The organism is Vibrio limimangrovi, assembly GCF_054064025.1.
The window spans coordinates 1-21,691 of sequence record NZ_JBSUGF010000013.1; the positions used below are offsets into that span (position 1 = coordinate 1).

The window sequence follows — 21,691 nt, forward strand, 5'->3', positions numbered from 1 at the left end:
CCGGTCTTGAAAACCGGCGTACGTTAATAGCGTACCTAGGGTTCAAATCCCTATCTCTCCGCCACTATTAAGAAAGCTCGTTGAGAAATCAACGGGCTTTCGTCATTTTAGCGCATGAGAAAATTTAACGGGATTTCTAAATCCCTAGTTGAACGCAACCCCGGCACTCCGCCACATTTAGTAAAGAGGCCGCTAAGAAATTAGCGGCCTCTTTCGTTTCTGAAATTTAAAGGGATTTATTCCAAATCCCTAATTTGACCTGCCCCCGAACTAGGCGTCCCCGAACTCAGCCACATTTAGAAAACCTGTCGAGAAATCAACAGGCTTTCGTCGTTTTGTCTCTTGAGATCTTCGACATGGACATTGGGTGGAATCTATTCCTGTTGATACTACTGATACTATTCACATATATCAGTTGCAAAAAAGCCCAAGTATCTACTTGGGCTGGAATAAAAATTGTGCCTTGAAGTCGATTAAAACTCTTTAGGTGCGAAACCTGTCATTACATCTAAACGCAGCTCTTTGCCCAGTTTTGTCATTGGGTGAACGATCACAAGCCCACGTACACGTTTCTTCAGTTTACCAATGTCTGCTTGCTCTTCTTTGGTGATTTCGCGATAAAATGGCATATCAAGCAAGCTTTTACGCTCTTTATTTAGCTCGTACGTCTGTTTGTGTTTTAGCTGATTAAGCTTTTTAGTTAATTGCTCAACTTCATCTGTAAACTTAGAAATCATTTCGTGATCACCACGAGAACGTGCTGCATCGAGTTTACGTTGGCAGGTATCTACGCGGTTGTGCAGCTTTTGAATATCAGTTTTTATGCTCATGGTAAGTAGACTCTAATTTTAAATGGTCGAGGAGTATAGCATAGCTGAAATCAGGCGCTCTACTTGTATCCCACCGCTTTAGTTGATTAATTCATTCCCCGAGGTTTGGCCGGAGAAATACGCTTCAATATTGCTAAGCGTGACCGTTGCAATGTTATTTAGCGCTTCGTGAGTCAGGAAAGCCTGATGCCCAGTGAACAAAACGTTATGGCACGCAGACAAGCGGCGGAACACGTCGTCTACGATGACATCATTGGACTTGTCCTGAAAAAATAGTTCTTTCTCGTTGTCATATACGTCTAGGCCAAGTGCGCCAATTTTGCCTTGCTTGAGTGCTTCGATTGCCGCAAGTGAGTCTAACAACTCTCCACGACTTGTATTAATGATCATCACACCATCTTTCATTTGCGCAAATGAATTGGCGTTGAGTAAATGATAGTTCTCTTTACTCATCGGACAATGCAAAGTGATGATATCTGCGTTGGCATAAATCTCTTCAAGTGAACAGTAACGAGCGCCTATTTCGATAGCCAGCGGGTTTTCATAAGGATCATAGCAAAGGATATCCATGCCCAGCCCTTTGAAGATTCTCATTGCGGCAATACCGATTTTGCCCGTACCGATGACACCTACTGTTTTGCCGAAAAAGTTAAATCCAACCAGACCTTCCAATGAGAAGTTAGCATCTCTTGTTCTCTGATAGGCTTTGTGTAAACGGCGATTCAAACACATCATTAATCCGACGGTATGCTCGGCGACGGCTTCTGGTGAATAGGCAGGTACTCGAACGACCTGTAAACCTAACTCTTTGGCAGCTTGTTGGTCGACTTTGTCAAAACCCGCGCAGCGCATCGCGATCAGTTTTGTGCCACCTAGAGCCAATTCTTTGAGTACCGGCTCAGATAGGTCATCATTGACGAACGCACATACAACTTCACAACCATGCGCCATTTTGGCTGTCTTTACGGTCAACCTAAAGTCGTGATAGTGAAATTCAAAGTCTCGGTTATTTTTTATTTTGTTAAAGGAGGCCTCGTCGTAGGATTTCGCACTAAAAAAAGCAATGTCAATCATAATTCACTCTCTAACTCTGTGAGCTTTATCAATAAATCTACATATAAAGTAATTCAACTTAGGTGCGATGAATAGATAAATCTGCAACAAATCTTTTGTCATACCAAGATGCCACTACTGAACTATTTTTACGTGTTGACGTTATAATCAGATTGCTTTGTCTCCATCAACTGACTAGCATAACTTCTCTGCGTTTTTCTTTGTTGGCTTCTTTCTTAGGCGTTCTGGCGATGTCAGTAAAATGGTGTTCTTTACTTTTGTGTTGTGCGGTTGTGTCTAGTGCACAGGCTTCTGTCGATCTTGTTAAAGTAGATAAGTCCAAGCGTCGGATGTACCTGATGGCAGAAGACGCTGTGGTAAAGGAATATCGAATTGCTCTGGGCGCTAACCCCAAAGGTCACAAACAAGAAGAAGGTGACAAGCGTACTCCAGAAGGTAGTTATACTCTGGATTACATTATCAATGACTCCGCATTCTATCGCTCAGTACATATCAGTTATCCGGACCGTATCGATACTTTTGAGGCTCGTCGCCGAGGCGTTTATCCCGGCGGGAATATCAAAATCCACGGTTTAAAAAATGGCGAAACTCAGGAGTCGAGTTTCATCCAAAGCTTTGATTGGACGAATGGCTGTATTGCCATCACCAATGAGGAAATGGATGAATTCATTCAGATGGTTCCGATGGGCACGCCGATTACGATTGAATGGTAACGTTAAACGTTAGCATTCCTCATTCACTGAATGTCTTTACTCTATAAATCGGGTTGGGTGATCACTGAAAATACCATCCAACTGTGGCAGGTGTTTCAGTTTATTGGGGTTGTTAACGGTGTAACACATCACTTTATAGCCATTTTGTTGTAACTGTTTGATTTGGCTAGCTCGAATCCAGTTAATGTTGAGATTACAGCTATACGCCTGAACTTCTTCCAGTAGTAAACGATCTTTCTTGGTCAGGAATTCACTTAATACACCTAAACGATAGCCCTTACAGTGTTTGAATAGAGCTCGTATCACCTCATGGCTAAAACTAGATAGTAAAATATGTTCTTTTGAGAGCGGGCTGTCAGTGAGTACCTTTGCTAATAACTGCGCCACTTGTTCTTCTGGATGGCGATCGACTTTTACTTCAATATTCAAATTGAGGCGGTTATCGGCTGCCATTTCAAGCAGTTCGTCCAGTGTCATGATGGTTTCACCCGAAAAAGTTTCACTAAACCAGCCGCCAAAGTCTAACTGTTTCAGCTCCGCTAACGTAAGTTCATCGACTCTTCCTTGCCCATTACTACAGCGATTAACTGTGTGATCATGGCAAACAACCAAAATATTATCTTTGGTTGGCTGAACATCGACTTCTACCCACTTCAAGTCAAGGTTTACTGCTGCCTGAACACTTATCTTTGTATTTTCTGGGTGCGTGCCTGCAACGCCGCGGTGGCCTATTACCAGTGTATCCATGTGATCGTTCTCTCGTGTTGGGGTGAACCAGATTGTAATCGATTTTTACGTTATTTGGATTGGTTTCCATCGCGCTATCTTGATGAAAAGCATTTATTTACTAAGGCATTCTCAGGAATAGAAATATGTTGGACTTTTACTCTGTCGCAGCTCATTTTTAAAGTAACGGGCGAATCGTTCGTTGGCGGAACAATCACCCCAGAATCCGCATGAAACAGAGGGTGTGGGCGCTTGTTTACTCGTGCAGTAGAGATTTGATGATTGGATGGATTTGAATCCTCCATTTTGCAGTGATTTGGCTAGAAATATCAGGGAGAGAAAAATGAAGATCGGGGTCATTGGCGCTGGTGCTGTTGGCGTTGGCATTTGTCACTACTTACTGACGATGGGCAGTTTTAGTGAATTGGTTCTTTTAGACCAGAATCTGGAGCGAGCAGAGGGAGAAGTGTTCGATTTTCGCCATACCGCGGCGTTAACCTTTTCTAAAAATACTCGCATTATCCCTTCAAATGACTATCTGGACTTATTAGAGGCTGATATTGTCGTTATTACAGCAGGGGCTCAAATTCAACAAGGCCAGAATCGTCTGGATATCGCAGAAATTAACGCCAGGATCGGCGTGGATATAGCGCGTAATATCGAGCGTGTTGCGCCAAAAGCGATAGTTATTGTTGTGACTAACCCATGCGATATTGTCACTCACTTTATCGTCTCTAACACTGGCTTTAAAGCAAGCAAGGTGATCAGTAGCGGGTGTGTGATCGATACCGCACGCTTAATGAGTATTGTCGCTAATCGTGTTGACCTCGACCCTAAGAATATCTTCGGGTATGTGTTAGGAGAACACGGTAGCCATTGCTTTACTCCGAAAAGCCTGATCTCTATCGCAGGGCAATCTGCTGATTATTACTGTGATACGCACAACCTCAAGCGAATCGATGCGGATGATTTGCTCGAAGCCGTCAAACAAGCAGGATATGAAATTTTTCGCCGGAAACACAATACGGTGCATGGTATTGCCGCGAGTGTGTTCCGGATTATTCAGGCTGTTATCATCAACGAGCGTTCTGTGTTACCTGTTGGAACCATGATGTCTGGGCAGTATGGCTTGAACGGTGTGGTGCTAAGTTTGCCAACGGTTGTGGGTAAACGGGGGGCAGAATCTGTCCTTACCCATCCTTTCAGTGGTGAAGAGCTGAAAACGCTGCGAGCAATAAGTGAGAATTTGCGAGCGGTAGTTGAGAATGTAGCAAAATCGACCGGTCTAAAATGCTAAGCCTGAGCAATCATTGCTGACGAGGACGACTATTGGCCTACTTCAAAGTGGGGGATTTTGTGATATAAGTCACGTTATTGTTGTTTGTAGTCAGAGAGTGCTTTACAAAAAATCTCTAATGCCAAGAATGTGCACTAATGCAAATGGTAATGGTTATCAGTAATATTCATTGGTAGAATGATCGAGTGGAATTACATTGATACTGGAGTGCGATCCTAGCAGTCTGAGTGATAGAGTCTGTTTGCCAAGCACTAACGAATATTCGTACTCGATGCTAACAACAGCGAGTGTATCGAAGCCCTTTAGTGGCTGGCAATTTAGAAATTAAACGTCGGCGATTCAGTTCAAATACTGATAACAACCTGATTTACAAAGGGGGGAGTGCAGCTTTCCCCTTTAGTCATTTTTAGGAAATAACATTTTAACTCGTATGAATCTAATCAAATCAAGTATCGCGCTGCTGATCTCATCGGTTTTGATTCCCGTACACGCGGAAAACCTGAACGATGCGCAAGCAGTGCAGAGCAAAACTAACCAAGCATCCGCAGTTAGCCAAAAACGTATTGATGCTAGCGCAGAAAAGACGTTGAGCTTGGAAGCTGAAATCGCACAGCTACAAGAAGAAGTCGCAAATCTGACGATTTATCGCGATCATCTTACGAGTCTGGTTGATAGTCAGAATCAAGAGGTCGATAACTTGAATGAGCAAATTGAGCAGATTGCTCAGACGCGTCAGGGTGTCGTACCGTTGATGTACCACATGCTGGATGGGTTAAAAGCGATTGTGGCTAACGATAAGCCTATCCGCAAATCTCAGCGTGAAGAGCGTATCACCAAGCTGGATGAGATGATGACACGAGCGGATGTGGCAGATGCGGAGAAATTTCGTCGTATTTTAGAAGCGTATCAAATCGAGATGGATTACGGTTCACGACTGGGCGTTTATCAAGGCAAGATTAACTTGACGGCTGATGAACAGATAGAAGCCGATGTTCTCTATCTGGGACGCGTATCACTGATTGCGCGTAGCTTATCCGGAGAAGCATTCTGGAGCTGGTCACAGCAGCAGAACGCGTGGCAGCCACTAGGTTCTGAACAAAAAGCGGAATTGGACAAAGCGTTTGCGATGGCCAACAAGCAAATCGCACCGAGCATGTTAACGTTGCCAGTGTCACTGACTGTCTCGGAGGGCAAATAAATGATCAAAAAATGGTTATCGGTTGCTCTAATTTCAAGCGCAGCGTTGATGTCGCACACGACATTTGCCAGCGACACCTTATTGCAGAAAGCACAGCAAGAAAATCGTCAGCAACAAGCGCACAACGTGTCGCGTGAAGCGGGTTTTAAACAAACAGAACAAGAAATCCAAGCGCTCAAAAATAAACTCGCCGCTGAGCGTGCAGCCCTGCAAGCAGAAGCGGACGCTCTAAGTGCGACTTTCAGTGAAAATGAAGCCGAGCTGTCACAGCTTGAAGAGAAGCTTCGTTTAGAAACGGGTAGTCTTGGCGAGCTATTTGGTGTGGTTCGCCAGAATGCCAAAGAACTGGAGTCTGAACTCAAGAACTCTGTATCCGGTGTGGACGGTAATTCTTACCAAAATGACATTGATGCTATTGTCGCTGCGAAGTCGCTGCCGACGCTGCCTCAACTGCGTGCGATGTGGCGTAGCATGGAGGAGCAGATCAAACTCAGCGGTGAGTTAGCTAACGTATCATTCACACTATTGGATGGTGAAGGTCGTGAGCAAACCGTGAAGGGTGTTCGACTCGGTACAATGGCGTTGCTGGATGACAGTGGTTACGTGAAGTGGAACGGCCAACGTGGAGATGCGGTGAATTATCTGCGTCAGCCTGAAAATGGCCCAACAGCAGGCTCACTTACGTCGGGCGAGTTTGATAATGTCGTTATTGATCCATCACGCGGTGTTCTGCTAGAGCAACTTGCTAACTCTCCATCACTAAAAGATCGCCTGAGTGCCGGTGGCGTGGTTGGCCAAATTATCCTGGGCTTACTTGCCATCGGTTTGATTATCGCACTTGTCCGTGGTGTTTCACTGATGATGGCTCGTCAGAAGATCGCGCAACAATTGAAGAATCCGGCTAAACCAGCCGATAACCCATTGGGTCGTGTTTTGGCGGTATACCATAAAGATAAACACCGTAGTGTGGAAGCTCTGGAACTACGCCTTCTTGAAGCGGTTGTCGATGAACAGACGCATTTGGAGAAAGGCTTATCGATGCTAAAACTTCTGGCGGCACTCGCTCCAATGTTAGGTTTGCTCGGAACCGTAACTGGCATGATCGAAACCTTCCAGGTGATCACGCAGTTTGGTAACGGTGATCCAAAAGTGATGGCAGGTGGTATTTCAATGGCACTGGTGACGACAGTACTTGGTCTTGTTGCTGCGATGCCGTTATTGCTGGCTCACAATGTATTGAGCTCTCAGGCTGAGAACATTCGAAACATACTCGAGAAGCAAGGCATCGGATTGGTTGCGGAGCAAGCTGAGCTCGATATGCCTAAAGGAAAAAATAGCGCGAACATCATTGCGGAGAATGCAGCGTAATGGAGCAGATCTTACTCAGTACATTGGGTTTGATTAGCGAGGATTGGGCCACGACCTTGCTGAGCTTTATGCAGCAGGGTGGCCAAATCCTGTGGTGGCTGGCTGCTGTTGTGGCAGTGTGCTGGCTACTGGTGATGGAGCGGGTTATTTACCTGACGACGGTTTTTCCAAAGGTAAAGAATCAGCTTTTTGAACAGTGGCAGGCCAGAACAGAGCACCACTCTTGGTACGCGCATCAAATTCGAAACGGGTGGATTGCAAAGGCTCAAATTGAGCTACGCCAGAATCTGTCCACCATCAAGCTGCTTGTTGCTATTTGCCCGATGCTTGGCTTGCTTGGTACTGTGACAGGCATGATTACGGTTTTTGATGTCATGGCTTCACAGGGCAGCAGCAATCCCAAATTGATGGCTTCGGGCATTTCTCTGGCCACCTTGCCTACTATGGCAGGAATGGTGGCTGCTTTGGCGGGGATGTTTATTCATGCACGTTTAAGCAAAGTGTGTGAGCGCAAAGCAATCCAGTTAGAACAATCTTTAAGGAGTCAGAAGTGAGACTCGGACGCAGACCTAATCAACAGGACGAAGCGCAAGTCGATTTAACATCTATGCTTGATATCGTCTTTATTATGTTGATTTTCTTTATTGTGACTAGCTCATTTGTACGCGAGTCAGGGGTTGAAGTAAATCGACCTCAAGCTTCAAATGTTGTAAGCCAGAAAGACGCGGGTATTTTCATTGCTGTGACAGCGGCAAACGATGTGTATATCGATAAGCGTTTGGTGGATATCGAGCGCGTAGAAGCGTCGATAGAACATTTACTGCTCGATCAGCCTGATGCATCGCTAGTGATTCAGGCAGACGAACATGCGTATAACGGTACGGTTGTAAAAGTTATGGATGCTGCTAAAGGTGCGGGTGTCAAGAACATCGCATTGGCTGCGGAGAAACCTTAATGGGCAGGCTGTTACTTGCGCTACCCGCATCGCTATTGATTTCTGTCAGCTTGTTTAGCTTTATGGCGTGGATGGTCGACAATGGCAACCAACGTGCTCCAAAGCCTTCTGAAGCTGTACGTTTTGATATGGTGATGGTGGAAAATGATGCGGATATTCAGCGTCGTCAACGATCCGTGCCACAGCAACCTGAGCCACCGAAAGCACCAGAACCGATGGACTTGTCTCAGACGAATACGCAAGTTGAACCAATGAGCCAGGTTACGCCGACCAGTGCTTTGGGATTAAATACAGCACTAGAAGGCATTGCCATTAGCGCGCCTAATCTTCAAGGTACGATGGGGAATCAACAAGCGCTGCCGCTTTATCGCGTGGAGCCTCGTTATCCAAGCAAGGCTCAGAAACGTAAGATCGAAGGCTTTGTGGTGTTGCGCTTTACCATAGACGCGACAGGCCGTCCGAAAGACATTGAAGTGCTCGAAGCTGAACCAAGCCGGATGTTTGAGCGTGAAGCGATGCGAGCCCTCAAAAACTGGAAATATCAGCCAAAAGTTGAGAATGGTGTGTCAATCGAGCAGTTTGGACAAACTGTAAGACTGGAGTTCAAGTTAACGAAATGATGAAGAAATTCTTAATCGGTACCTTGTTGAGCTTAAGTGCTTTTACGACCATCGCCAGTGAGTTGAGTCAGTACGCGGCTACCCGTGTGCAACGTGCTCACAACCTGGCTCAGGAAGAAAAACTCAAAGAAGCGATTTCGACGCTGGAGTCATTAGATCTTTCACGTGGTTATGATCAAGCGTTTGTTGCTCGTATGTTGGGCATTTTCTATTGGCAAAATCAGCAAATTAAACCTGCTATTAAACAGCTGGAACTTGCGGTTAACAGTGGCTTATTACAGGATGAGCAAGCTTGGCAAACACGTAAGATGCTGGCCGATATGTTGCTCAATGATCAGCAGTTTTCTCAAGCATTACCACATTACTACGCGTTAAGTAAGGCGGCACCTAAAAACCAGAAAGCTCATGATGTATGGTTGCGCATAGCACAATCGCACTATCAGTTAAGCCAGTGGAACAAAGTGCTTTCAGCAATGGGACGTTATGAACAGTTTGGTCAGCCGGACAAAATGGGGCCTCTGTCAATAAAGCTTTCTGCTGAACTCGAACTGAAAAAGTGGAAACCAGCAATTGGAACCATTAAGCGCTTGATTACTATTGAGCCAGAACGTGCAGAGTGGTGGCGTCAATTGGTTTCACTGTATTTACGTGTCAATGATAATAAGCATGCACTCGATTCTCTGGCGCTTGCTAAACTGAAAGGTGTCAAGCTTAGCCAGGACGATTTGAAGCTATTGGCTCAACTCTACGCGAACCGGGGAATTCCAGAGCGAGCAGCGATGGTCTTGAGCGAATTGGATGACATTAACGCCAACAGTAAGCTCATCGCTCAACAGGCAACGTATTGGCAAATGGCTAAAGAGTGGGATAAGGCGATTGATAGCTGGCGAGTGGCTGCACGTCTTGATCCTCAGTACAACTGGAACTTTTCTCAGTTGTTGGTGCAAGAAGGCGAATACCAACAAGCACTAGCGGTATTGGACAAAGTTTCTGGCCGTAAAGCGGATGTCGCACTGATCAAAGCTCGTGCTTATTATAAGTTGAAACGCTTTGATGATGCGCTAGCGAACGCGAAACGCTCCTATGAAATTAAGCCCTCCGATCAAGCCAAAAGCTGGGTGACCTATCTGTCCCAACTGCAAAAAGCGGGAACCAGTTTAAATTCGTAAGTCGTTCATAATATTTGTTAAAGACCCGAGGTAACACTCGGGTCTTTTTGTATTTCTTGGGCGAACATAAATCACCATACAGCCGATTACATTTTAAGTTCGTATCATTGCGAGAGAAAGTAGTGGATTTATCTTTGAAATTGGATATTTGGTAGAATATATAACTGTTAGTTTTGTCATTTAAACATGCAACAAAAGCTACCCTTCTACGTTTAATGGTATTGCATGCTGCAAAATATTATTATTGACCGTCAGGGCAGTAAAGGGAATAAAACTGATAATTCTTCGCAATCTGGGAGATGTGATACGTAATATGCGCAATTTTTATGCATATAAATGAAAAGTTCACTATATTTTTGTGCTTTTGATCAAAAAGTAAACATTTGGTGGCGTGATTGCATAAGAAAGTGTTTGTTTCATTTAGATTTCATTACTACTTTGTTATTTATTCGTTGCAATTGATTCAGAGTGGCTCTGTTTCTTGGCGAATCGGTACAAACAACTATATGGATGTTAACAATGAAAATGAAAGCTCTAGCCGTAGCAGTGGCGGCACTAGCATGTGGTACACAGGCATTTGCAGCAGAAGTTTATAACAGCGATGGTACATCTCTATCAATCGGTGGTTTCGTTGATGTGGGTGTGGGTGAGTACTACAGCGACGATGTGGCAGTTCACCAAGTGACACCGCGTCTTAACGTTGCGGGTAAAAAAGACATCGGCAATGGTGTAACAGTTGACGCGAAAGGTGAATGGTCGCTTAACTACGTAGAGGGTAATGAGCAGTCTTTCAAAACTCGTCTTGGCTACATTGGTGCCACTCACGAACAACTTGGTCGTCTAGTTGTTGGTACACAATGGACACCATACAGCGATGTGGGTACTGCCGCAGATATGCCAATTGCATTTGCCAACGACTTTTTGTATTCAAATCAATACAATCTTGGTTCTGCTCGTGGCGAAAAAATGGTTAGCTACCGCAAGGGCTTTCAGTTCGGCGAAGGTTTTGCGTTCAATCTGGGTCTAGGTTGGCAAGGTCAAAATGGTGAATACGATGACCGTGGTCAAATTGCTCTTAGCACAGAGCTAGCTGGCTTTGGGCTTGGTTACGCATACAACGGTGGCGACGTAGAGATGGGCGGTTCAACAGAAAATGCTCAATCTCATATTTTGTCAGCTAAGTATGGTACTTACGGTGCAGGTCTCTACGTAGCCGTGGTATACGGTATGAACGAATACTTCTTTGATGGTTACGAAGATACTACTCAAATGGAAGGTATTGTCGCGTACGGCGTTAACGACTGGACATTCAGCGTAAACTACGAGGGCGTTGAAGAAGACACTTTAGATACGCTATACAGCCAAATGGCGCTACAAGCGGAATACGCTGTGACTCCAGCATTCTACACATTTGCTGGTTACCAAATCGACCTAGGTAACGACATTGATGAAGAAGAGAACGACTACTGGAGCATCGGTGCTCGTTACTACTTCTAATTAATAGGACAGTTTCTACTGCCTAAACACATTGATTGTGTTAACGCCTACTTCTTGCCTTGTAAAGAGGCTTAAGTGAGTAGGCGTTTTTATTTCTGATCACTTACTGTGTTTGGTATAACCGAATGGCTATTTTTCGTCTAAAAGGTCAAGGAAGAAGGCATACTCTAAGGCATCTTCTTTCAATCGCTTAAAGCGACCAGAAGCGCCACCATGACCCGCTTCCATATCGGTTTTAAACACCAGTACGTTTTTATCGGTTTTTAATTCACGTAATTTGGCTACCCATTTCATAGGCTCAAAGTACTGAACCTGGGAGTCATGCAGCCCGGTGGTGACGAGCATATTAGGGTAATTGTGCGCACTTACATTATCGTAAGGCGAGTAACTTAGCATGTAGTCATAATAAGTTCTTTCGTTTGGATTCCCCCACTCATCATATTCATTCGTCGTTAATGGAATCGATTCATCCAGCATGGTGGTAACGACATCGACAAACGGCACGTGGGCACCGATGCCGCGATAGAGCTCTGGAGACTGGTTTATTACTGCGCCCACTAACAAGCCGCCTGCGGAGCCACCGACAGCGAATACTTTGTCTTTCGCCCCATAGCCTTGCTCAACCAAACCTTTGGTTACGTCAATAAAGTCGTTAAAGGTATTCTGCTTAGTGAGTTTCTTACCGTCTTCATACCATGGACGCCCCAGCATTTCGGAACCGCGAATATGTGCAATGGCGTAAACGAAACCACGATCTAGCAAGCTTAAGCGTGTCGAGCTGAATGTTGGTTCAATGGTTGCGCCGTAAGAGCCATAACCGTATTGGTAAATTGGGTTGGTGCCATCTTTCTTAAACCGATCTTTTCGATAAACCAGAGAGACAGGCACGGATTTACCATCACGCGCGTTAACCATAATACGCTCAGACTGGTAGTTGTCTGCGTTGAAGTCACCCAGAATCGGTGTCTGCTTCATAACTTCAGATTCACCTGTATTCAGATTGAAATCATAGTAGGTGCCAGGCGTCGTTAAGCTGCTGTAGTAGACGCGAACTTTGCTGTTGTCTAACTCATTATTACCCGTCAGATACGCTGCAAATGCGCTGTCGTGAAACTTGAGCGGGAACGCTTTACCCGTCGATAACTGACGTACGGTGACCGTCGATAAGCCATTTGATCGTTGCTCATAAACTAAATGGTCATCGAATAATTCGAAATCTACGAGCTGTGTGTCTTCGTCTGCTGGGATGACATCCTGCCATTTTGAACGGTCGTGCATGTTGTCTTTATGCACTTTCATTAGGCGAAAGTTGATCGCTTGGTAGTTGGTATAGATATAGTACCAGTCGCCGAGCTTTTCGATGCTGTATTCGATGCCGGATTCAAGTGGGAAAAATGGCTCCGCTTTCGCCTTCGGATTGTTGGCGTCAAGTACGGAAACACCGCTGGTTTCTGTACTTGAGTGCCAAATGTAAACCTCTTCCCCGTCTTTACTACGGCTGAGAGAGGTGAAGTACTCACTGTCTGTTTCTTCATAGACAAGCTCGTCCGTACTTTGTGGTTTACCTAGAGTGTGTCTATAAACTTGGTAGCCTAATAGTGTCTGTGGATCTTTCTTAATGTAGTAGAATGCCTGGTTATCGTTTTGCCATGCGATAGCACTGGATGCCCCTTCGATCTCATCCTTTAAATACTGACCCGTCGAGAGGTCTTTTATCTTTATGGTATAAATACGTCGGCTTAAGGTGTCTTCCCCGTAAGCCAGTAGATTTTCATTGGGACTGATGTGCAACCCACTAATACTAAAGAATTCCTGACCCTTTGCCAGCTCGTTTACATCCAGAATCACTGATTTATCGGTGCCAGCGAAATCTGTCGCTCGCAAGTGCACTTCGTATTCGTTATCCCCAGAGACTTCTCGTGAATAAAAGTAGTTACCTTTACGAACCGGAACCGAGTTATCGTCTTTGGCGATGCGTCCCTTGATTTCGTCAAACAGTTGTTGCTGCAGTTCTTCGGTATGCTTTAACACCGTTTCCGTGTATTGATTCTCTTGTTCCAGATGCTGCAGGACGTCAGGATCTTTACGCTCGTCGTCACGCATCCAGTAATAGTTGTCGATACGGGTGTCACCATGAATCGTCATCGCGTGCGGGACTTTTTTCGCGACTGGTGCTTGTGTCTGTTGTGCGATGAGATGTGACTGAGATTGGTGATTCATTGGTGAAGTTCCTTGATTGCTGCATCCGGCCAAAAGTGCGAGCGATACGGCCAAAGTCGTGAGAGTGAAACGCATCTGTTTATCCTTGTATTTTATACTCAAGCCATAATTTTGGTTGGTAGCTATTTCTGGCTAGCTTGAGCGTGCTTTCTGGTGTAACACCGATTCTATTGATCTTCCTCTGACCAATATGAAACTTTATTGTGTAACCAGCTGTTATGCAAAACAAATAGTATAAAACTAGAGTAGGATGCGCTTTGTGGATTCTAAGAAGAAATCAACTATGAAGAAAAAGGGAGCCGAAGCTCCCTTGAGGTAATGATTATTCGCGCCCAGCGGCGTAGGCGTAGAGCAGTTCAAGAGCGATGGTCGCACCTGCTAACGCTGTGACATCACTTTGGTCATAAGGTGGAGAAACCTCTACCACGTCCATGCCAACGATGTTCATGCCAGCCAATCCGCGAATGATCTTAAGGACTTTGTCGGTATTAAGACCACCACAAACCGGTGTACCTGTGCCCGGTGCGAATGCTGGATCAAGACAGTCAATGTCAAACGTCACGTACACGGGCTTGTCTGCCACAGTGCGGCGGATTTCATCCAGAATCTCGCTTACAGACATGTCATTCGCCTGCATAGCATTAATCACGTTGAAGCCATGATCTTGCTTTTTGTATTCGGTACGAATACCAATTTGCACTGAGTTTTTCGCTGAGATCAAACCTTCTTTAGGCGCATGATAGAACATCGTACCGTGGTCGTATGAACTGCCATTCGCGTAAGTGTCTGTATGAGCATCGAAGTGAATCAGAGCCATTTGACCATAGTGTTTCGCGTATGCACGAAGGATAGGTAAGGTGATAAAGTGATCACCACCTAAACCCAGCATCATTTTCTCGCTTTTTAGGATCTCACTGGTCGCCGCTTCCAGACGGTAAGTAAAATCTTCCGCATCTCCGCAATCGAAAACTAAATCGCCGGCGTCGATGACTTTCAACTTATCAAATACGTTAAAGTCCCAAGGGAATTTCTTACCTTCCCAAGCCAGGTTTACTGAGGCACGACGGATGGCATCCGGACCCATGCGAGCGCCTGAGCGTCCGGATGTTGCCATGTCAAGAGGAACGCCCAGCACTACAACGTCAGCTTCTACGTCAATCGGATTTCTGATATACGGCAGACGTAAGAACGACATTGAGTTGGAGTAAAGCGAATAATCAGTTTTAGTAAACAAATCATTCATGTTAGAAGTCCTCTAAATAGGTGTATCCCACTAAACCTTGTTCCAGTTCAGCAAGGATTTGTGTTTGTTCACTGGCTTCAACACGCTCAGAAACCAGTTGTTTGTAGTTCTCACGAATAGCATCAACGTCAATGTGAACGTAACGCATCATGTCTTCTACGCTATCACCTTCGTTGATGTAGCTGATTTCAAACTCACCATTTTCTTCCACATTGACGACGACGCTATGGGTGTCGCCAAATAAATTGTGCATGTCACCAAGAATTTCTTGATATGCACCAACTAAGAAGAAACCAAGCAGGTATGGCTTGTCTTTGCTCCATGCAGGAACAGGTAGCGTACTTTCTATACCCTGACCATCAACGTAAAGATCAATTGCACCATCTGAGTCACAAGTGATGTCCAACATCACGGCACGACGTTCTTCGGCATCTCCCAGACCAGAAAGAGGCAGAACAGGGAACACCTGATCAATCCCCCACGCATCTGGCAAAGATTGGAAGAGCGAGAAGTTCACAAAGAATTTGTCCGCAAGGCGCTCGCTTAACTCATCCAGAATTGGACGGTGGAAGCGGTTCTTCGTGCTCATCTTACGGCTTAACTCGAAGTAGATACGCAGTGACAGTTGTTCTGCCCATGCGCGCTGCTCAAGGTTAATTACACCAGCCGCAAAATTTGAGTGTGCTTCTGCCAAATCACTTTGGGTATCGTTGTAAATCTCAATCAGTGCGCGCGCATCGGTACCGTTTTGCAAGTTTTCCCAATTTCGCCACATATTTTGTAGCAGTAGGGGAGATTCGTCTGCCGGTTCGAATACTTCTTCAGGTTGGTAGGCTTCTGTACCAATTACATTAGATACCAACACAGCGTGGTGAGCGGTTAAAGAACGACCAGACTCCGAAATAATCACGGGCATCGGCTGTTCATATTGCTGGCACACGTCGCCTACGGTGTTCACGATATTTCGCGCGTATTCCGCCAGGCCATAGTTCATTGAGTTTGAAGATTGACTACGAGTGCCGTCATAATCCACGGCTAAACCGCCACCCACATCGAAATATTCGATGTTTGCGCCCATTGCACGTAACTCACAGTAGAAACGTGCCGACTCATTTACGCCGTTACGCACGTCGCGAATGTTCGCCATTTGTGAGCCAAGGTGGAAATGCACTAATTGCATTGCATCTAGGTTGCCGTTGCTCTTAAGGCGATTAATTACGCTCAGTACTTGTGATGCAGACAGGCCAAATTTGGATTTATCACCACCACTCGACTGCCATTTACCGGCACCTTGAGATGCAAGACGGATACGTAATCCCAGGCGAGGTTTTACTCCAAGGCTTTTGGCTTCTTCAAGCACCAGATCAAGCTCAGATAGCTTTTCTAGTACGATGAAAACTTTATGACCCAGTTTTTCGCCAATCAGAGCAAGACGCACATACTCGCGGTCTTTATAGCCGTTACATACGATCACGGAGCTGGCCTGCTGAGCCAGAGCCAATACCGCCAACAGTTCTGGTTTACTGCCTGCTTCAAGACCCAGTTGCTTAGTTTCAAGTTCAGCCTGGCTGGCGAGTATTTCATCAACCACTTCACGTTGCTGGTTTACTTTAATCGGGTATACCAGCAAGTATTTGTTTGGGTACTGATATTCGTCAATTGCTTGGTTGAAAGCATCACAAAGGCCATGCACACGTTGATGCACGATTTGCGGGAAGCGCACAAGTACAGGCAGGTTCAACTGTCTGGCTTCTAGCTCATTGACAATGGCACTGAAAGGGATTTGATGTGCACGGTCACTACGAGGAGAGACATATACCTCACCTTGGTCATCGATACCGTAGAAGCCTTGGCTCCAGTAGTGAACGTTGTAGTCCGCGCGAATGCGGTCTAGTTTAGTTGCTTTTTCCAACTCAATTCTCACAAAAATGTACTTAAACCTTTAATTAATTAGAAGGAAAAGTACCAAAAAGCAAATCATGAGGCGCTCGCCTCATACCCTGCACGAACTCCGTGTGCGCGCATTAACGGACAAAAGTTGCCTTGAGTCTAATGATTAAAATCTATCTTTTCGATTATGCTTTGTTGTCGAACTGCGGTGTAAAAAATTTTACCCAAATGTCTTAAAAACTCAGTATTCAGGACGTTGTGAGTGGTGTTAGCGCAGGGATAATCACGCCGAAAAGGGCGGAGTACTTTCGAAATAATTGACACTCAAATCGAATCAATGACCCGCTATCGAAGGCAGAACTTTTAGGGCTCTTAAACTTCGAGTACCGGTTTCAATCAAACACTATTAGAACATCAAATTGAGCAACAAATATTTAACAATCATTTTGTTCTGCTGATATAGTCGATCTGACCTGCAAAGATGCGGTCATTCCAACATAAGGATATGTTTTGCAACTTCACAGAATTCAGGGATATATACAAACGATGTATCTCGCTGAGTATAACGATAAGCTCATGTTGCTTGATGGTGCTAGTCGGGCTGATATTCCTCATCTTAAGGACTTTATTGAGCATGAGCTCCAGCGGTCTTTTACCGATCTCAAACTGGTGGTGGTAACGCATATGCATCCTGATCATGCAGGAGCGGCGCATAAGCTCAGAACCATCACGGGATGCAAAGTGCTAGCGGCCAGACGGGATGCCCAATGGTATGGTGGTGTCGATGGTTGGTTAATGCACTTAACCGATCTGGTATTGGCACGATGGATGGCAAACCGCATGCGAAAACCAAAACGTAATCTGTGGTATTCACGTAAATTACGGCCAGACATTGAGCTGGTGGATGGCGAAAGTATTCCCGGATTTGAAGATTGGAAAGTACTGGAAACGTTTGGTCATACCGACAGAGATTTGTCGGTGTATCACTCTGAGCAAAGTGTGCTGTATGTAGCTGATCTGATAGTAAAGGTGAAAAAACATCTCATTGTACCGTTTCCTATATTTCATCCCAATCAATACCGTCTTTCCGTCAAACGGGTTTTTGAACTGCAGCCGAAATGCCTGTTGCTTGCGCATGGAGGGGAAGTGGTACTGGATGAAAAAGCTTATCAGCACATTCTTGATACGGCACCAACTAAGCCGCATACACATTGGCGAGTGACCAAAATAAAAGCGAAGGGACTATTTAAAACGCTATTGAGGAAAAAGCAGAAAACAGACGAGTGACAAAAAATGGAAGTCACTCGTCTGAAATTGTGGGATTTAAGGTGCCAATAAGTGAGATTGGCTAGGATCGACCAAGACTTTGTCTTTCATCGCTTGACGACCTAGCAACATCATGTAAGTCATACTCTCACGATTGGTTAACGTAATATCGATTGGCCATTGCTTATCACCTAAGCGTAACATCGTTGTAATGACACAGCGGTGTTCGTATGTACCGTTCGATGATTTTACTTTACGGTTCGCTTTTAGTCGTGCAGTGCAACGCACCACTTGTTCTAAGTGATAAACGTCAGGGTGTAGATCAAACTCTACGTATGAGCGTCCATCTTTCTCAAAGCACTCGAGATTATCGACATGTATAGAAGACGTTTGTGCGCCAGTATCAATGCGCGCTTCAAGGTGAGCTATCCCTAACTCTGGCAAGCAAATAGCTTCGGCATTCCCAATGATCATTTTCTGATTCATAGTGTCATCCTAGCGACGAGTAGCACTGAGAGGTATTTCTCTCTGGCGATGTTTAGACAGAGAAATTAACCTCGACCTCGAGTACGGTTCGAATTTGGTTTTGCATTCTTCTCGATAAAGTCGAAGATCATACCTGCAATGTTTTTGTGTGTTGCAAGCTCGATACCTTCAAGACCTGGAGATGAGTTTACTTCCATCACAACCGGGCCGTTTTTAGATTGAAGAATATCCACACCACATAGATTCAAACCCATCACTTTTGCCGCATTGATTGCGGTTGCGCGTTCTTCTTTGCTCAATCTTACTAGTTGTGCAGAGCCACCACGATGAAGGTTTGAGCGGAACTCGCCTTCTTTCGCCTGACGTTTCATTGCTGCGATGACTTTATTGCCCACAACAAAGCATCGAATATCGGCACCTTTCGCTTCTTCAATGAACTCTTGAACCATGATGTTCGCTTTTAAGCCCATGAAGGCTTCGATAACACTTTCTGCCGCTTTGTTTGTTTCCGCAAGTACAACACCAATACCTTGCGTGCCTTCTAACAGCTTGATCACCAAAGGAGCACCGCCAACGTTCTTGATTACGTCCTGGATATTGTCAGGATGGTGTGCAAAGCCAGTGCGCGGCAAGCCAATACCTTTACGTGATAAAAGCTGCAATGAACGCAGTTTGTCACGCGAGCGGCTGATCGCTACCGATTCGTTGACACAAAATGTACCCATCATTTCAAACTGACGCACAACAGCGGTGCCGTAGAAAGTGATTGAGGCACCGATACGTGGAATAACCGCGTCGTACTGTGGCAATTCTTCCCCCATGTAGCGGATCTTGGGGTTGTTACTCGTAATGTCCATGTAGCAGTGCAGAGTGTCGATAACATCGATTTGATGTCCACGCTCTTCACCAGCTTGCTTTAGGCGCATGGTTGAATATAAATTCTCATTACGAGAGAGAATAGCAATACGCATGGCTGTTCCTTTATAAGTCAGTACCAAAATAAAATATAAGTATAGAGTATAGAATGTAGCAGGTTGATGTTATTGATATGACATAAGCTACATACTTCAACGAGTTAGAATGGTGGTTGGACAACCACGTCGTCAAGGGTGTGCACCTTAGGTTTTTTCGTCACCAGATTAAAACGAAAAAAATTCATTGTCACGACAAAAAATAGTTATCGAACTATGACCGTTTACATAGTGTGACAGTTACATGATTAACGAGCATTAATCAAAAAAATGCGCTTAAATTTGAGTGCGATCGCAACGATATCCAGCGGAATCTGCACCAATTGAAGAATCAGTATACGCGATGATGAGTAACGGTAAGTCGGAGATAAAATAAAACCCCGCCTGGATCTCCAGACGGGGCTTATTCTCTTTCGCAGCAATCCAGCTACTAATAGGTGCTCCCTGCATCTATCCTTGATTGTGGTTAATTCCTTTAACCGAGTTCCCTGTTCATCGCCTTCCTAGCGGTGTCCATTCTTGCCTATCATCCTGACGGGCGAACTCTATCCTAGAGCCTTAACTACATCCTTGCTGACAACTCATCCTAAGCCATCAAATCTTCATCCTGAAGATACCTAATCCATTAGGCTTTTTCCTGTTCCTGCCAACTCCCTGTCGACAGACTCAGTATTGATGTTTTGCTGTTTTGACTCAATTATCTCTTTGAAATTATTTTTGAAATCGATTGCAGTATTTATTAGGTTTTTATTTAAATACAATGATTTATGTAACTTTTTGGCTTTATTCTCAGATCCGGATTATCAAATGGCTTACATGTCGTGTGAGAGATCTCGCACAATATCTCAGGCTAATATCGTAACTTTGCTCGTTTTTATCAAGATTGCAGGTTTGCACCTGATCACAATTAAGTCGGTATAACAATGTGTTCGGTATTTTGTGCTGCTCTTGATGTCTGGGGCTGGGCGGTTGACTAAAAAGTGATTCAAGTTAGACAACTGAATTTTCATCAGGATATGTGATTAACAAGATCTGGACTTTGGTATCAATGATGTGGTAATTGATTAATAGCCGCCTTGAGAAGTCTTATGAAAAGAAAGATCGTATTAAGATTTGGTGACAGAGAGAAAACGGAACTTGTTTGCCATTTTTCTGTCATATCAGGTGAGTAATTTGACCGTGTAAGAAGATAAACTACGTTAGGTCAATCAGGTCGTTAACGACTGCAACGCAACAATATTTTTCATTATATTGTGAATTTTGTCACGGTTAAGTGCCTTATTCCCATATAAATTCAAGGGATTAACGCACCTTAGACATTAAGCTCATGAAGAGCGATATTTATATAAATGAGGGAGATTGCTATGAAAAAAATGAGAAGAGCTCAGCTGCATCGTGTTCGTATTCAATACTGGAAAGACACAAAAGACGCGACAGCTAAAAGAGTTTAATTAATCACAGTAGAATCACATCAAGCGTCATTGGGCTGGCAGAGGGGATCAGAGTTACTTTCAATTGCCAGTTCCAAAGTGACCCACCGTAAGTTGTTCCTATCTATACGCTATAAAAAAGCCAGTCCGAAGACCAGCCTTAACGATTTGTTGTCAAATCAGTTTTACCGTATCTTTACAGGTAATTTGCTTACAGGTAGTTCGCGTCTACTAATTCACCGGCTTGAGCACGTTTTACTTCTGGGCGAGCTTCTAACCAAGCTAAAACTTGTGCTTTTTGCTCTTCAGTCGCGCTACCGTAACGTTCAGTCGAGCACAAGAAACCTTCAAACAGCTCCAAACCACCGCCACCAAAGCAAAGTCCTAAACCATCAATGTTGTCGATAAATTCATCAACGAATGCATCATAACGGTCAAAGTCGCTAATGTCAGTTTCACAGCTAATTTCGAAACCAAGGATAGCGAACTCTCCCAGAAACAGCTTTTTACGGATGCGGCGGCTTTTGTTATCGATTTTGTCTAATTTCATTACTTTTTCTCGCGGATGATTTTATTGCGCACACTTTATACCTTCTAGATCACTATATCCAAAGTAAAATTCCAGTAGGAGGGCTCGATTGGTTGATCCGCCACCAGATTGACCATGCTCGTTTGGGATTTTCAAAGAGACTTTGAGGCTGAGGCTTTATTTATTCATATCAATAATAAATGAGAAAC

Annotated in this window: 20 protein-coding genes; 10 read left to right on the forward strand and 10 right to left on the reverse strand. The window is 44.6% G+C overall.

The window, feature by feature from the left end; genetic code table 11:
* Positions 1–473 precede the first annotated feature (473 nt).
* Both ACWYU8_RS17725 and ACWYU8_RS17730 read right to left on the reverse strand, forming a co-directional pair.
* The gene (locus tag ACWYU8_RS17725) at positions 474–830 is read right to left on the reverse strand and encodes a YibL family ribosome-associated protein (protein ID WP_457521053.1); all 357 of its coding nucleotides are present in this window, start codon (positions 828–830) and stop codon (positions 474–476) included.
* 78 nt (positions 831–908) lie between these two features.
* Positions 909–1,904, reverse strand: coding sequence for a 2-hydroxyacid dehydrogenase (locus ACWYU8_RS17730; RefSeq protein WP_457521054.1), 996 nt, complete (start codon positions 1,902–1,904; stop codon positions 909–911).
* 230 nt (positions 1,905–2,134) lie between these two features.
* Here ACWYU8_RS17730 and ACWYU8_RS17735 point away from each other — a divergent pair, with 230 nt between their 5' ends.
* On the forward strand, positions 2,135–2,617 hold the full coding sequence (locus ACWYU8_RS17735) for a L,D-transpeptidase family protein (protein ID WP_457521055.1): 483 nt from the start codon (positions 2,135–2,137) through the stop codon (positions 2,615–2,617).
* A gap of 36 nt (positions 2,618–2,653) precedes the next feature.
* On the opposite strand, the gene ACWYU8_RS17740 is transcribed toward ACWYU8_RS17735, so the two are convergent.
* Entirely contained in the window at positions 2,654–3,364 is a 711-nt protein-coding gene (locus ACWYU8_RS17740) for a glycerophosphodiester phosphodiesterase family protein (RefSeq protein WP_457521056.1), read from the reverse strand.
* A gap of 322 nt (positions 3,365–3,686) precedes the next feature.
* Here ACWYU8_RS17740 and ACWYU8_RS17745 point away from each other — a divergent pair, with 322 nt between their 5' ends.
* From ACWYU8_RS17745 to ACWYU8_RS17780, 8 genes are all read left to right on the forward strand, one after another.
* Positions 3,687–4,640, forward strand: coding sequence for a lactate/malate family dehydrogenase (locus tag ACWYU8_RS17745; RefSeq protein WP_457521057.1), 954 nt, complete (start codon positions 3,687–3,689; stop codon positions 4,638–4,640).
* Positions 4,641–5,070: 430 nt separating this feature from the next.
* The gene (locus ACWYU8_RS17750; protein WP_457521058.1) at positions 5,071–5,838 is read left to right on the forward strand and encodes a DUF3450 domain-containing protein; all 768 of its coding nucleotides are present in this window, start codon (positions 5,071–5,073) and stop codon (positions 5,836–5,838) included.
* Positions 5,839–7,206, forward strand: coding sequence for a MotA/TolQ/ExbB proton channel family protein (locus tag ACWYU8_RS17755; RefSeq protein WP_457521059.1), 1,368 nt, complete (start codon positions 5,839–5,841; stop codon positions 7,204–7,206).
* Positions 7,206–7,760 (forward strand): MotA/TolQ/ExbB proton channel family protein, encoded by a 555-nt coding sequence (locus ACWYU8_RS17760; RefSeq protein WP_457521060.1) that lies wholly within the window; start codon positions 7,206–7,208, stop codon positions 7,758–7,760. The genes ACWYU8_RS17755 and ACWYU8_RS17760 overlap by 1 nt, the downstream gene beginning before the upstream one ends.
* On the forward strand, positions 7,757–8,161 hold the full coding sequence (locus tag ACWYU8_RS17765; protein WP_457521061.1) for an ExbD/TolR family protein: 405 nt from the start codon (positions 7,757–7,759) through the stop codon (positions 8,159–8,161). Before ACWYU8_RS17760 ends, ACWYU8_RS17765 begins: the two co-directional genes overlap by 4 nt.
* Positions 8,161–8,781, forward strand: coding sequence for a TonB family protein (locus tag ACWYU8_RS17770; protein WP_457521062.1), 621 nt, complete (start codon positions 8,161–8,163; stop codon positions 8,779–8,781). Before ACWYU8_RS17765 ends, ACWYU8_RS17770 begins: the two co-directional genes overlap by 1 nt.
* Entirely contained in the window at positions 8,778–9,950 is a 1,173-nt protein-coding gene (locus ACWYU8_RS17775; protein ID WP_457521063.1) for a hypothetical protein, read from the forward strand. Before ACWYU8_RS17770 ends, ACWYU8_RS17775 begins: the two co-directional genes overlap by 4 nt.
* Before the next feature lie 519 nt (positions 9,951–10,469).
* Positions 10,470–11,447 (forward strand): porin, encoded by a 978-nt coding sequence (locus tag ACWYU8_RS17780; RefSeq protein WP_457521064.1) that lies wholly within the window; start codon positions 10,470–10,472, stop codon positions 11,445–11,447.
* 129 nt (positions 11,448–11,576) lie between these two features.
* On the opposite strand, the gene ACWYU8_RS17785 is transcribed toward ACWYU8_RS17780, so the two are convergent.
* The 3 genes from ACWYU8_RS17785 to speA form a co-directional block, all read right to left on the reverse strand.
* A complete protein-coding gene (locus ACWYU8_RS17785) occupies positions 11,577–13,742 on the reverse strand; it encodes a S9 family peptidase (RefSeq protein ID WP_457521065.1) in 2,166 nt (721 codons plus the stop codon).
* Positions 13,743–13,989: 247 nt separating this feature from the next.
* Positions 13,990–14,910 carry an agmatinase gene (gene speB, locus ACWYU8_RS17790; protein ID WP_457521066.1) on the reverse strand — a complete coding sequence of 307 codons (921 nt, stop codon included), beginning with the start codon at positions 14,908–14,910 and terminating at the stop codon, positions 13,990–13,992.
* Between the two features lies 1 nt (position 14,911).
* Positions 14,912–16,822 (reverse strand): arginine decarboxylase, encoded by a 1,911-nt coding sequence (gene speA, locus ACWYU8_RS17795; protein ID WP_457521067.1) that lies wholly within the window; start codon positions 16,820–16,822, stop codon positions 14,912–14,914.
* Between the two features lie 524 nt (positions 16,823–17,346).
* On the opposite strand from speA, the gene ACWYU8_RS17800 reads away from it, so the two are divergent.
* Entirely contained in the window at positions 17,347–18,087 is a 741-nt protein-coding gene (locus ACWYU8_RS17800) for an MBL fold metallo-hydrolase (protein WP_457521168.1), read from the forward strand.
* 36 nt (positions 18,088–18,123) lie between these two features.
* Here ACWYU8_RS17800 and ACWYU8_RS17805 read toward each other — a convergent pair whose 3' ends face one another.
* The 4 genes from ACWYU8_RS17805 to ACWYU8_RS17820 all read right to left on the reverse strand — a co-directional run bounded on the left by ACWYU8_RS17805 (position 18,124) and on the right by ACWYU8_RS17820 (position 21,503).
* A complete protein-coding gene (locus tag ACWYU8_RS17805; RefSeq protein ID WP_457521068.1) occupies positions 18,124–18,552 on the reverse strand; it encodes an ATP-dependent zinc protease family protein in 429 nt (142 codons plus the stop codon).
* A 65-nt stretch (positions 18,553–18,617) separates the two neighbouring features.
* Positions 18,618–19,523, reverse strand: coding sequence for a 30S ribosomal protein S6--L-glutamate ligase (rimK, locus tag ACWYU8_RS17810; protein WP_457521069.1), 906 nt, complete (start codon positions 19,521–19,523; stop codon positions 18,618–18,620).
* Between the two features lie 276 nt (positions 19,524–19,799).
* On the reverse strand, positions 19,800–19,973 hold the full coding sequence (locus ACWYU8_RS17815) for a hypothetical protein (protein ID WP_457521070.1): 174 nt from the start codon (positions 19,971–19,973) through the stop codon (positions 19,800–19,802).
* 1,191 nt (positions 19,974–21,164) lie between these two features.
* Positions 21,165–21,503 carry a YggL 50S ribosome-binding family protein gene (locus tag ACWYU8_RS17820; protein WP_457521071.1) on the reverse strand — a complete coding sequence of 113 codons (339 nt, stop codon included), beginning with the start codon at positions 21,501–21,503 and terminating at the stop codon, positions 21,165–21,167.
* Positions 21,504–21,691 lie beyond the last annotated feature (188 nt).

Coding starts and splice junctions, on each gene's coding strand:
- speB (WP_457521066.1), bottom strand. CDS start 14,910: ATGAATGATTTGTTTACTAAAACTGATTATTCGCTTTACTCCAACTCA.
- ACWYU8_RS17740 (WP_457521056.1), bottom strand. CDS start 3,364: ATGGATACACTGGTAATAGGCCACCGCGGCGTTGCAGGCACGCACCCA.
- ACWYU8_RS17785 (WP_457521065.1), bottom strand. CDS start 13,742: ATGCGTTTCACTCTCACGACTTTGGCCGTATCGCTCGCACTTTTGGCC.
- ACWYU8_RS17755 (WP_457521059.1), top strand. CDS start 5,839: ATGATCAAAAAATGGTTATCGGTTGCTCTAATTTCAAGCGCAGCGTTG.
- ACWYU8_RS17745 (WP_457521057.1), top strand. CDS start 3,687: ATGAAGATCGGGGTCATTGGCGCTGGTGCTGTTGGCGTTGGCATTTGT.
- ACWYU8_RS17760 (WP_457521060.1), top strand. CDS start 7,206: ATGGAGCAGATCTTACTCAGTACATTGGGTTTGATTAGCGAGGATTGG.
- ACWYU8_RS17805 (WP_457521068.1), bottom strand. CDS start 18,552: ATGAATCAGAAAATGATCATTGGGAATGCCGAAGCTATTTGCTTGCCA.
- ACWYU8_RS17750 (WP_457521058.1), top strand. CDS start 5,071: ATGAATCTAATCAAATCAAGTATCGCGCTGCTGATCTCATCGGTTTTG.
- ACWYU8_RS17775 (WP_457521063.1), top strand. CDS start 8,778: ATGATGAAGAAATTCTTAATCGGTACCTTGTTGAGCTTAAGTGCTTTT.
- ACWYU8_RS17815 (WP_457521070.1), bottom strand. CDS start 19,973: ATGCAGGGAGCACCTATTAGTAGCTGGATTGCTGCGAAAGAGAATAAG.
- ACWYU8_RS17770 (WP_457521062.1), top strand. CDS start 8,161: ATGGGCAGGCTGTTACTTGCGCTACCCGCATCGCTATTGATTTCTGTC.
- ACWYU8_RS17820 (WP_457521071.1), bottom strand. CDS start 21,503: ATGAAATTAGACAAAATCGATAACAAAAGCCGCCGCATCCGTAAAAAG.
- rimK (WP_457521069.1), bottom strand. CDS start 19,523: ATGCGTATTGCTATTCTCTCTCGTAATGAGAATTTATATTCAACCATG.
- ACWYU8_RS17730 (WP_457521054.1), bottom strand. CDS start 1,904: ATGATTGACATTGCTTTTTTTAGTGCGAAATCCTACGACGAGGCCTCC.
- ACWYU8_RS17725 (WP_457521053.1), bottom strand. CDS start 830: ATGAGCATAAAAACTGATATTCAAAAGCTGCACAACCGCGTAGATACC.
- ACWYU8_RS17800 (WP_457521168.1), top strand. CDS start 17,347: ATGTATCTCGCTGAGTATAACGATAAGCTCATGTTGCTTGATGGTGCT.
- ACWYU8_RS17780 (WP_457521064.1), top strand. CDS start 10,470: ATGAAAATGAAAGCTCTAGCCGTAGCAGTGGCGGCACTAGCATGTGGT.
- ACWYU8_RS17735 (WP_457521055.1), top strand. CDS start 2,135: ATGTCAGTAAAATGGTGTTCTTTACTTTTGTGTTGTGCGGTTGTGTCT.